The sequence below is a fragment of the Thermus brevis genome (assembly GCF_026427635.1).
GTDB lineage: Bacteria > Deinococcota > Deinococci > Deinococcales > Thermaceae > Thermus > Thermus antranikianii.
In genome coordinates, this window is the sequence record NZ_CP102606.1 from 861,436 (window position 1) to 871,791 (window position 10,356).

Below are 10,356 nucleotides of genomic sequence, written 5' to 3' on the forward strand. Positions count from 1 at the left end.
AAGCTCGGGGTACTCCGGCAGGGTGGATGGATCCAGGTCCCCAGGCGGCCAGGTTCAGGGAAGAGTGGGAGTTTCACCCACCCCTTTCGCGGCTAGCTATCGTACGCCCCCGGGATTATCCCCCGGGTGGCACCCCCTCCAGTCTCCCTCAGGGGCCTGACACCTTGCGGTGCCCTCAGTACCGCCGCGCCCTGCACACGTCGTAGCCCTATGGGTTCGGGCTACCCCGTGGGGGGATTCGCATCCCCTTTCCCTGGACCAGCCGCAGAGGTTTCCGGGTTTCCCCTTCCCCCTCTACGACCCTTTCCGCGTCGCCCAACATCAGTGCGCCCCTATCCCTAGGGGTTATGGAGTGCGGTCGAGAGGAGGTTCCCTCCCCGCGCCGCGTTGAGTGCGTGCCCGAGCCAGGATTTACCCCGGCAGGCAGCTTCCCCGGCTTTCCCCACCCCCTGCTGCCACAGGGAGGCAGGTACTCGTCCGGCCCCGGCACCACCCGGGTTGAGGTCACGTCTGTTATAGTCAGCCCCGCGAAAGAAAACAAAATGCGCGCTACAGGAACCTCTATGTAGGGTTATGATCCTTTGAAACCGAATGTAGGGAAGGCAAAATTCATGCTTCGAGTGGTTTTGTACGTTCAGAGGGCCGGGTTACTACAATTCACGTATGACGAGACCTGATACATTCCCCATTCCCCGCTCCCAGACGGGAGCCATGGCGCAAATCCTCCGGTTGGTGTCGGAGGGGGGGTACACCTGGTACTCCGTCCAGACCGCCCCCGAGGAGCGCATCCTGGTGGCCCTCGGCAAGCTCCACGAGAAGCACCGGATCCTCATCGACCGGATGGGCCGGCACGCCCGGCGGAAGGCGGGCCTGCCCACCGCCTACCTCATCCTGGGCCCCGAGCCCCGGGGCGGCCGTTGGCCGATGGTGCTCCTGGCCACCCGGAGGCTGAAGGAGGAAAACTTGTACCAAGTGACAGACGCCCACTATCCACTGGTTTGGCCTGCCTGGCGGGAAGGTGCCTGGCGTGGCACCTATGTGCTACGGTACGACGAAGCCCGGGCGCGCTGGACCTGGTTTCTTCATGGGGACTTTTACCAGCAGCTGTTGGAGACCGCGCTCTTCTACGCCCATCGTGGTGACTGGCCGCGGCTTGCCGGTCTCATCAGGATGCTCGGAACATTGCCCCTTTTTCACGGAGTCTGGGATCAGGCTCACGAGATCGTGCATAGAGCCCAACAGCTCTGGGGTGATAGGTACCTCCGAAGCCCTGGTGGCCAGTGGCGGCAGCCGCCTTGGCGGAAGGTCCTGGAGGAGTGGCCCAAGCGCCCCCTGCCCATCACCGTGCGGGTGTGGCGGGATGAACCCCCCCGGACCGTGGGGGAGTGGCTGGAGATGAAGAGAGGAGGATTATGATTTTGGACGTTCTGGCCCAAGGTCTTTTCGCCTATATCGCCTCGGGAAAGGCCCAGATGCTCACCCGACTCCTCCCCGACGAGGTCCTAACGGCGGTGGAACACGGAGGAACCGATGCCGTGGTGAAACTGCGGGAGTGGATTGCCGACACCCTGGCCGAGCGTATCGCCGACGGCTGGGACCGCCACGGCGCTCCCACCGTGGCCCTGGATGCTTCTACAGGGCAGTACCTGGCCTCATGCGAAACCCCATACGGACGGCAAAGCTTTTGGACGGTGAGCAAACGGGAGGGGTACCGCCTGGCTCGGCGCGCCTGGATTCGGGAACTCCTGCTTTGGGACTAGTGAGGGAAACTAAAGGGAGCCCAGGGCCAAAGGGCTCTGGGCTCCAAAAACTGAGGGTGTCCTACTTGTTCTTTCGGAAGGCGACCAGTACCTCCTGGCGGGCCTCCTCAGGGGATATCCCCTTTTCCAGGGCTTCTGCTACCCAGTCGGGTACAAACAATTTCCGGCCAATACGGATGCCATAGACCCGGGCGATCCGGTAGGCCAGGGTCCGACCTATACCCAGCCGTTTGGCGAGCTCGTCAGGCTTCATCACTGCCTATCACCCTGTCGAATTTGTAGCACGTATTTTGGGGAAGCCTAAAAGTTAAACTTTGCAAAAAGCTTGCCTATCGGGTCCTATTTTTGCAAGATTGCGACTTTCGTCTCCTATTCTTCATCTGTCGTACTCGTCGGTCGGGTGCACATAGGCCTTTAGCGGGTAGCCCCCATATCCGTCAGGATCTGCCCTTTGCGCCCTTTCACCTTCTTGGCCCTGTCGTTTCCTTGGGGCCCTCCTTTTTGCCCGGTCTTGACCGACTGGGCATCCATCTCAGGATACTGCTGGGAGAGGTATACCGCCCCTACCCTTCCCGGTTGCGCCGGGCAAGTGCCTGGGCTACCCGCTCCCACACCCCCTCCTTTTGCCACTGAGTGGGACACTGTGGACCGGTGGGGCACCTCACAGGGTACAGCCTGCCACTTGCTACTGTTTTCCAACAACGTAGAGGCTGGCGCTGTGGTCTATTTGGCGTAGGGGCCCCAAAGCAGCGGTGTACGTAGCCTTGAGATTACCCCCTCAGGGGAGAGCTGGATTCTACGGTGCAAGATAGCCTTCGGCTGACTTGGCTCCTTCCCACCGAGAACGCTTATGCCTGGGAAGAGGTTTTGCGGGAGCTATGGCAAAGGGGTCTGCGGCGGGTGCTGCTTTTCATCACCGATGGGTTGCCTGGGATAGATGAAGCAATTCGCCGGGTCTATCCCCTGGCCCAATGGCAACGGTGTGTGGTGCACCAGGTGAGGGCCAGCCTGTCCCAGGTGCGGTCTCAGGACAGGGCCTTGCTGGCCCAGGACCTGAGGGGGGTGTACATGGCGGGGAGCCGAAAGGAAGCTCTGCAGGCTCTGGAAAAGCTGAGGGCGGCCTGGGGGGCCAGGTACCCTTCCTTGGTGGCCTCTTGGTGGGAGAACTCGGGGGCTCTGCTGCGGTTCTACGAGTACCCGCAGGTACTTTGGCCCTACCTCCGGAGCACCAACCTCATGGAGCGGTTTATCCGGGAAGTGAGGCGAGGAACGAAGGTACGGGACCATAAGTTTCCCCGGCCCGAGGCGGTATTCAAACTGTTGTACCTGGGTCAGCCCCGCAGGGGCTACCTTGTGGTGGAGCGTCAAGAGGGGAGGTGGGCTGAGCGGCGAGTCAAGATAGCCCCTACGGGGCTGACGAAGGGCTTTGCCGAGGTTCGAGAGGTGCTGGAGGGGATGCTACGTGAGCGGTACGCCCCGCATACACAGACGTCTACACATAAATCTTGACACGACCGGTGAAGGCGGTTATAGAGGCGGTGCTTGAGGCGGTTCATTTGGGGTAGGGGCCCTAAAGCGGGAAGCCTGGCCAACCTGGCCACGGTGGTGATGCTCAGGGTCACGGAAGAATGGGCATTCAGGCGTTACATGGACATAGCCCCGCTCTGGGGTGCGGAAGAGAAACCCACAAAAATCGCGACTTGACTCGCACAGACGTGTACCTGTTTTTGCGTTCTCCATGTATTGTACTCAGGGGATTTTTGCGACTAGAATGCCGAAGTGGGTACGATAGTCCATGCAAGGACCCTCTGACAAGCACCCATACCATCTGCTACTTGGTAGATGACCAAACTTCGAGTGTTTCCCAACCTTCGGGAAAGCCCATGCGGCTATACAGGTAGTCCCCGTATTCCTCAAGAAGTTCGCGGAGACGTGGATACCACTCACGATGGTATCCTACGACCCCACCTATGTACACCAGGAGGGCCAGGGTCCGGTAAACCCTTTGGGGATCTGTGGCTTGTTGCAAAGCCACCCTCAGGGTAATAGGGTGCTTTTCCGGCGAACCAAGGGTAAAAGCGGTAATTTTTCTATCCCAAAGACGCCCATGGTGTGCGACGATGTTGCGAACCACCACTAAGTGCCTAACTGCCTTTTTAAGGTAACTGAAGGGAAGGCCTACGGCGGAGGCTACTTTTTTCCCCAGTTCAGCGTCCCTAATATTGTCGAGAAAGCGGGCCAATGTTCCGAAGGAAATGGTTTCACACAGAAGCCAGATCGGAGGGAAAGCATCTGTGTATTTTGCCTGGAAGTGGCTTAGTTGAGGATCATGTTTCCAGTGTCGACCCCATTCTTTTAGAGATTGACCAATCACTTGCAAATGTGTGGACTTGTCCTGAACTATGGTCCCATCTAAATAGGCGTGGGGTCCCTTGGCATGAGCTAGGTGGTAAGCCCACTGGCTTCGTAAGACTACCTCTATATGCTCTATGGCTTCGAAAACTAGAAGCCGAAGGCGCCGATCGCGCATGTAAATCAGCAGAACTTCATCGAAATTAGCGCCCGAACGGAATTTGTGAGTAACTATATTCTCTTCTAAGACGTGCCAATATGCGCGGAGACGGGTGTACTGTACTTTCGAAACAAAATCAAGCGCCTTTTTTCGATCCCCTATTATGAGCCCACGCTCTTCCAAGAGGGATAGCTGTTCCTCCAAGGAAAGAGGGCGTTTGGCATACGGCCTGGCCATAACTAAACGTCCCCCCCCGATAGGCAATCGCCTGGGGGGGGCATTTCCATTAGTAAGTATACTCTATGCAGTGCTTGATGTCAAGCCCCTGTATTTGGCCAGCACATTTGAGACACCTTGGGGAACCGACTCTTCCCGTATCTTAGCCAGGAACCCTAAGGGGGCAAGGCCATCCAAGGCCATGTGGGGCCTCCTGCGGTTGTAGTAGTCCAGGTAGGCATTGAGCTCCGCCTGTAGCTCCCCCACCCTCGTGGGCAAAGGTCGGGTGTAAAACTCTAAAACATGTTTGCCCTGCGGGCAAAGCAGCCCTAAAAGTCCGTTGCAGCCGCTCCACGTGCCCATTAAGCCTAGGACTCCGGGGAGGCAGCACAAAAAATAGCAATGCCCAGGCCTTGGCACGCTACCTCAAACTCCGCCATGAACTCGCTACCCCCATCCACCTGTACCGCCCGGATAGGAAAAGGAGCCTGGGCCACCAGTCGGGATAGAAACTCCCCAGCTAGCCTAGCCGTGGCCCGGCTATGCATCTCCCCCAGGGCATACCGGGTAAACAGGCCCACCGCCGAAAAGTGCCGCACCACCTCCCCAGGCCCCAGGCTCACCATCAAGGTGTCCACCTGCACCAGGTCCCCAGGGGCTTGCGGTTGATATCCCCGGGGCTTCCCCCTGGCGTAGGGTCTCCTAGGTCTTCCCCTAGCCTTCCCTCTCCCCCTCCTGGCCAGAAACCTGGCCACGCTCTCCACGCGTCCGCTCCCCCCAAGATACGGGCTTTGCCCGTGACCCAGGTGGGCCAGGATACGCCCCACCGTGCGTTCGCTCACCAAAAACCCTCCTTCCGGAGGGTCAGCCAGATGGGCCACCGCCCCCAGGTGGGGTTCTCCCTCCGCAGCTCCTCCACCCGGATGAGAAGCTCCGGCCCCCAGTGCACCTTTCCTCGTGTACGCTTGGGGCGGCGGGACTTGGGCCTGAGTCCGGCTAGCCCCTTCTCCCTCAAGGCCCTTTCCCAACGGTAGTAGGTGGCCCGGCTGATGCCCAAAAGCTCCTGAATCTCCTCCCAGCTCCTCTGGCTCTCCCGCAAGGCTTTCACCAACTTCACCTTGCGAAGGCGTTCCTGGACATCCGGGTCGTCTGCCCCGGCCTCGGCCAGTCTTGCCCCTTGGCTAGCTCCTTTCCATATCGTTCGGCCCACCGAGGTAAGCTGCATATGGGGAACCTCCTCTCTAGGGTCGGTTCCCCATCTTTTTATCCCATTCGGTGTCTCACGTGTATTTGTCCAGATTCGGCCCGAGTTCGCGCCCCCTTTGATACCCATACCCGTCTTATACCCTTCCATGTTGATTCCGTCGTCCTAGGCCACCAGTGGAAGAGGGTGTGTCGCTGAAGGATCTTCGGATCCCCTCCAGAACCCGGCACCGCTCGGCCACCACCGCCATCATCTCCCCTAGATCGTGAAAGTATCGATTCGCCACCACCTCGCTAAGATACGGGCTTTGCCCGTGACTGACCAGGGGCCAGACCCGCTCCACCGGCTGCAACTCCGGAGAATAGGGCGGCAGAAACACCAGGCGTATCCCCTCCGGTACCTTTAACCTCTGGCTTACATGCCACCCGGCTCGGTCAAGTACCACCCAGGTCTCCTCTCCTTCGCTCAGCCATCCCTTCAGTTCCTGGAGCACCCTGCCCATCACCTCTGTGTCGATCCCGTCCACCAGCAGACTCAAGCTCTCTCCCGTCTCCGGTTCCACAAAGGTGCACACGTAGAACCACTCGTACCGAGGATGGACCGCCGCCAGGGGCTCACCCCTTTCGGCTCCACACCCTTCGGTACACCGGCTTAAGCCCCAAACGGTGCTCGTCGTAGGCGAGGTGCCGTACCCTTAGCCCCTCCCGCCGAGCCTTAAAGCTCATCTCATGCAGGAGGCGGTAGATGGGGTAAAGGGAAACCCTCTTCCCCAACTCCTACAAGCTAGCCCATGGAGGGCTGACCTCCACCCACAGTCGCAGCTTGGGCCTCGCCCCCGGATTCCGGTGCCGCCGGTCCTTCAGAGCTTCAGGACCTTCTTGGTTGTAGCGCCTCACCGTCTCCTGGACCCAGCGGGGAGTGTTCAGGGTGATCCTAGCGATCTCCTTAGCGGTGAGCCCCTTCTTGGCGTGGTAGACCGCCAGGAAACGGGTCCTCTCGATTGGGTCCTTGGCCTTCTTCACCCTCTGCCATAGCTCGTTCAAGATCAGATGGTCGCCCACGGTCATGACCGAAGGGTACAACAGGAAAGGGTATAGCTTCTTCCTCGGATCCTATGGACGGGCTGTGGCGACTGGTAAAGGATTTGTGATCCGTGGAGGCACTAAGCCAGCCGCAGGAGCTGGAGCCGGTAAGGCGCTTAGCCCTGAGAGTCGTGGGTCGAATAAAGGTGACTTACTAGGGGGAGGGCATCTATGCCGCCTCCCTCAGTCTGGTTCGAACCCATGGTTCGTAAACCTTAGCGTTTTGGCATTTTCGGTCACAATGAGCACCACATTTTCGGGGATTCCACCAGGTACTCGCGTATCGATCTCAAGAGTTACTTGGACCTGGGCTCCAGGCAGATTTATGAGATGAGTCAGGATTTCCTGGACGATTTTGCCTGCTTCTGCTCCGGCCCGGATGGGGTCCAAGGTCACCGTGCCGTGAAACCGGGTGGGAAGTTTCACAGGGGGCGGTGGGGGGGGTACGGGGGTTGGCACGGGGACCGGCCCAGGCGGCTTCCCCACATTGCTCCCGGTTCCAGTGGGAGGTTGCGGGGTTTCGGTGGCCAGTTGCATTTGGGCTACGTCAGACTTAATTACAAGTCCTTGTGGGGCTTCTGGGGAAAGAGACACTAACTGTCCAGCCTTTAGCCCACGGTAGCGGCCTGTATCTTCATCGAAGCTCTCAGCGTAGGCGAAAGTATCTTTCTCCCAAGTAGTTAGTGCCACCCCATCTCGTATAGCCTCAACGAGCACCGCAGGGTTTTTAAGACGTGACAGGTAAATGTAGCGGGCGAAGTCCTCGATGAGCTGGGTTACCGGTACATGATCCCCACGCCAGAGTGGGACCTTATCCAGTTCCATCCGAAGCCGAGTACCAGCCAGTCGAGTGATCAGCAATTCATCCTTTAAGAGTCTTGAGCTTGCACGGACAGCGAGGCCATCGTTGCCCTGGAGCCGAATCTCCTGCCAAGAAATGTTTCCATGGGGATCTGTTTGGATGGGTACGAGCAGCCACAGGTATGTTTCAGGGAGCTGGGCGTTAACCGTGGCATTTGCCGTTCGCTTTTGCTCTTCAGCCTGCCGGACCTGTTGCGGGGAGAGGTTAAGAAGATCCGTATCTTGCAGGATAGATTCCCATGCCAAGTAGCGGCGGACGGATTCTTCTAAATCTTGCAATCGGCTTTGGTCTGGGGCCAGGAACACCAGGGTGTTCCGGTAATGGCGAGGAGAGCTACCGCGCCACTCGAGGATCTCCTTGGCAAAGGCCAGGGCCGGGCTTTCCTGTCCTCTGATGTGTGGACGATCGATTCCCAGGATAACCAACCGTACATCCAAGTCATCGGGTACGTCTTGGCTGCCGCGGGGAAACTCATGTACACGGCTAAACTCACCTGGTCGTTGCCGCACCTCCTCCCGGACCCGCCGCTCAATTTCCCGGGCCACCTTTTCTGGTTCGCGGGCAAGCTGGGCACTCCGGTCCTCTGCAAGCCGCGTAACCGTGGGTTGCGTAGAGTACCAAAAGCGGTTTCCGTCTTGGTAGAGGTAGGTGGCCTCGGCCGCTAGCCGCCGAAGGGCATCGCCAAAGACAGCGGGCGATTCGCCGGGCATGACACAGCCCAGACGGATACGCCGGTCTTCAATACCTTGGTGCGCAGCTCCCTGAATCGGGGCCGAGCCCAGGTAGATGGTGCGAGCCACCCTGCGACAAGCATGATACTTGCCCAGATTAGGCACCTCAGCATCTAGGCGCACAGGTAGCGAGCTGGGTCCATCCACGTCCCTTTCGATGACCGGAACCCAGTTCTCTGAGAGATACCGGGTAAGCTCAAATTGTACCCGTGGGTCGTCCATGGGGATGGTTGAGGGTAGGATCAAAGGGTTACGGTCGCCTCGCTCCCACAGAGTATGAATGACAGCGGCCATTAGGCGCAGAACCCCCCGGGTGCGCTGGAACTTGGCCAAGGTGGACCAGTCCTCGTAGAGCCGGGTGAAGACTTCTGGGTGGATGGGATACGCGGCTTGGATACGGCGTTCGTATGCGGCCTCAGCGCACTCTGTCGGGAATTCGCTTCGTTGGGTACGGTAGAGATCAGCAAAAGCTCGGGCTGTTACGTCGCGTGCCTTGAACTGTTCTGGGTCGGTCATGGGCTCGAATAAGCGTCGACGAACAATCTCAAAGCTTTCCTCAGCGCTGGCCGGACGCCAGGGTGACTCGATGCGGCCAATCACATTGCGTAGCCTGTCCAAGGCCTCGCGACCCCGTACACCACCCACTTCAATGTCCTCAACCCTGGTGTGTGGGGAGGACGAGGTGTCGGAAGCTGGAAGGGAAACCGCTACCAGGCAGTTTTTCACCGCTCGCGCCGACTCCGTAAGAGCTTGGGCAAATGTGAACTGGGTGTCGAAAGTCCCTCCCGGGAGGTCGGCTTGATCGTGAAGCTGGCGAGCGTAGGCTACCCACTCATCTATCAGGATCAGGCACGGACCATAGATGTTAAACAGCTCCCGAAGGGCATCCCCAGGGCTTGTGGCATGCTCGTCATCCTTGGCTATCCGGGCATAGGCCTTCCTGGCTTCCTCGAGGCCACCTGCTGCAAACCCAAGTTGCCAGGCAAGTTCTCCCCACAGGGTGCGGACTACGGTGCCGTCCCGCTTGACCATGGGGTTGCCCGGCGAGATACGGTTTCCGACCAGCACTACCCGCCGTGCATGGGGTAGGGTGTGCACGCCCGCCTCGGCCATAACCACGTCAACGCCGGGCAACTCTGCCGGGCTATATCCGCCAAACAGGTGGTAGAGGGCGATCATGGCGTGGGTCTTGCCACCACCGAAGTTGGTCTGAAGTTGGATCACGGGGTCGCCACCCGTACCCGAGAGGCGCTTGACTGCCTGCACCAGCAGGTGCTTTAGGTTCTCCGTAAGGTACGTGCGACGGAAGAATTCCTTGGGATCCTGGTACTCGGAGGCTGCCTCACCCAGGTACACCTGCCATAGGTCTGCTGCAAACTCCGCTTGTTGGTAGCGACCGCTAGCCACATCGGGGTGAGGGGCGATAACCTCCCGCCAAGGTCTTAGGGCACCAGCGGCAGCGGCTTCCACCAGCGAACCGCCCAGCTTGCGGCGTTCGGCCCGCACCTGTTCGTCATAGCGAACCCGGAGGAGTTCCTGTTTCATGCGTGCCAGCTCTTCGGCTTGGGGTGCGGCGACAGCCGACAAAAGGCGTTCCGCGGAGTCCAGGACCCGATACGCATCGTCCGAACTGAAGGGCTCTTGGTGGGCCCACTTGTTGCGCCACTCGCGCAGTTCGGAAACAAGGGTGCGTTCCGCTTGACCCAAGGTTTGGCGGAAGACCTCGTTCCACCCCTCCCACATCACTTTGAGCAGTGCGGCCGCATCCCATTCGGAGATAGGCTTGCGCGATGCCAAGCGGTCGTCACCCAGAAACCGCAGGGCCTCGGCCTGGGCTTTGTCCCCGTACTGGCTCCGGAACTCCTGCTCTACAAAGCCCGCTAACCCTGCACGCAGGTGCTCCAAAGCCCTAGTCACTCGCTCGTAGTTGGTTACCGCCATCTTTCTCCTCCAGCCCCCTCTGTATGGTCTCTCCCCGTGGAAGCGGAG

The 10,356-nt window shown here is 59.4% G+C and carries 8 protein-coding genes and 2 pseudogenes; 3 read left to right on the plus strand and 7 right to left on the minus strand.

The genetic code is table 11. The features are described 5' to 3' along the window. Nucleotides 1-663: 663 nt before the first annotated feature. A complete protein-coding gene (locus KQ693_RS04955) occupies nucleotides 664-1,416 on the plus strand; it encodes a hypothetical protein (protein ID WP_267262106.1) in 753 nt (250 codons plus the stop codon). Further along, complete coding sequence (locus KQ693_RS04960) at nucleotides 1,413-1,760, plus strand: hypothetical protein (protein ID WP_267262107.1); 348 nt, start codon at nucleotides 1,413-1,415, stop codon at nucleotides 1,758-1,760. Before KQ693_RS04955 ends, KQ693_RS04960 begins: the two co-directional genes overlap by 4 nt. A gap of 61 nt (nucleotides 1,761-1,821) precedes the next feature. On the opposite strand, the gene KQ693_RS04965 is transcribed toward KQ693_RS04960, so the two are convergent. Further along, complete coding sequence (locus KQ693_RS04965) at nucleotides 1,822-2,013, minus strand: hypothetical protein (protein WP_267262108.1); 192 nt, start codon at nucleotides 2,011-2,013, stop codon at nucleotides 1,822-1,824. 572 nt (nucleotides 2,014-2,585) lie between these two features. Between KQ693_RS04965 and KQ693_RS04970 the strand changes: the two are divergent. Beyond that, nucleotides 2,586-3,269 (plus strand): annotated as a pseudogene (locus KQ693_RS04970) (IS256 family transposase); the annotation flags it as partial. Between the two features lie 322 nt (nucleotides 3,270-3,591). Here KQ693_RS04970 and KQ693_RS04975 read toward each other — a convergent pair. The 6 genes and pseudogenes from KQ693_RS04975 to KQ693_RS05000 all read right to left on the minus strand — a co-directional run bounded on the left by KQ693_RS04975 (nucleotide 3,592) and on the right by KQ693_RS05000 (nucleotide 10,308). Further along, complete coding sequence (locus tag KQ693_RS04975) at nucleotides 3,592-4,509, minus strand: Abi family protein (protein ID WP_267262109.1); 918 nt, start codon at nucleotides 4,507-4,509, stop codon at nucleotides 3,592-3,594. A 63-nt stretch (nucleotides 4,510-4,572) separates the two neighbouring features. After that, nucleotides 4,573-5,713 (minus strand): annotated as a pseudogene (locus tag KQ693_RS04980) (helix-turn-helix domain-containing protein). A gap of 115 nt (nucleotides 5,714-5,828) precedes the next feature. Continuing rightward, on the minus strand, nucleotides 5,829-6,266 hold the full coding sequence (locus tag KQ693_RS04985; RefSeq protein WP_323808518.1) for a transposase: 438 nt from the start codon (nucleotides 6,264-6,266) through the stop codon (nucleotides 5,829-5,831). Between the two features lie 40 nt (nucleotides 6,267-6,306). Beyond that, a complete protein-coding gene (locus KQ693_RS04990; RefSeq protein WP_219760306.1) occupies nucleotides 6,307-6,465 on the minus strand; it encodes a hypothetical protein in 159 nt (52 codons plus the stop codon). 3 nt (nucleotides 6,466-6,468) lie between these two features. Beyond that, the gene (locus KQ693_RS04995) at nucleotides 6,469-6,759 is read right to left on the minus strand and encodes a helix-turn-helix domain-containing protein (RefSeq protein ID WP_246584437.1); all 291 of its coding nucleotides are present in this window, start codon (nucleotides 6,757-6,759) and stop codon (nucleotides 6,469-6,471) included. A 198-nt stretch (nucleotides 6,760-6,957) separates the two neighbouring features. Beyond that, complete coding sequence (locus tag KQ693_RS05000) at nucleotides 6,958-10,308, minus strand: Swt1 family HEPN domain-containing protein (protein WP_267262111.1); 3,351 nt, start codon at nucleotides 10,306-10,308, stop codon at nucleotides 6,958-6,960. Nucleotides 10,309-10,356 lie beyond the last annotated feature (48 nt).